Genomic DNA, 742 nt, shown 5'->3' with positions numbered 1-742 from the left:
GATCATAGCTGCGGTGTCGAAGCAGTCGGCCCAGCGAGACCGCGCAGCCGAGCAACGCAGCCGCGCGCGGATTGCGGCGATCGCGAGCGAGCGCAGCGGACTGCAGAAGACCCTCGCCGTCGAGTTTCCTGACTATTCCTCGCTCTCCAACCCGCTGCCGCTGGCGGTGAAGGATATCCAGCCGCTGCTGTCGGCTGACGAGGCGATGGTGATCTATTCCGTCGTCGACAAGCAGAGCTATGTCATCGCGATCACGCGCGAGGGCGTCGAGTGGAAGGAGATTTCGCTCGGCGCGGACGCGATGGCACGGAAGGTGGCGGCCTTCCGCAAGGGGCTGGATGTCGGCAAGGCGCGTGACGCCTCCGGCAAATCGGGGCTGTTCGATCTTGCGCTCGCGAACGAGCTCTATGTCGCGCTGCTCGGCCCGGTCGAGGCGTTGACGAAAGGCAAGCGCAACCTGCTGCTGGTGCCATCGGCGGCGCTGACTGCGTTGCCGTTTCATCTGCTGGTGACGGAGACGCCGCAGGCTGCGATCCCGGACAGGCTCGAGGGCTATCGCGAGGCCGCCTGGCTGCTCCGGCGTCAGGCCGTCTCGGTGCTGCCCTCGGTGATCAGCCTGAAATCGTTGCGGGCCTTCGCGCGCAGGGATCAAGGCGCAAAACCGATGACCGGCTTCGGCGATCCCGTCTTCAACCCCGCAGCCGAAGGACCCGCCGACCGTCGCGCTGCTAGCGGCAAGGTC

At 66.6% G+C, this 742-nt stretch carries 1 protein-coding gene; it reads left to right on the top strand.

The window, feature by feature from the left end:
• The coding region (locus tag MOV75_RS40515; protein WP_247008450.1) for a CHAT domain-containing protein at window positions 1–742 on the top strand (742 nt) is incomplete at both ends.

This window comes from Bradyrhizobium sp. PRIMUS42 (genome assembly GCF_023006515.1).
Taxonomy (GTDB): Bacteria; Pseudomonadota; Alphaproteobacteria; order Rhizobiales; family Xanthobacteraceae; genus Bradyrhizobium.
This window is presented reverse-complemented; position numbering and strand designations above follow the sequence as displayed.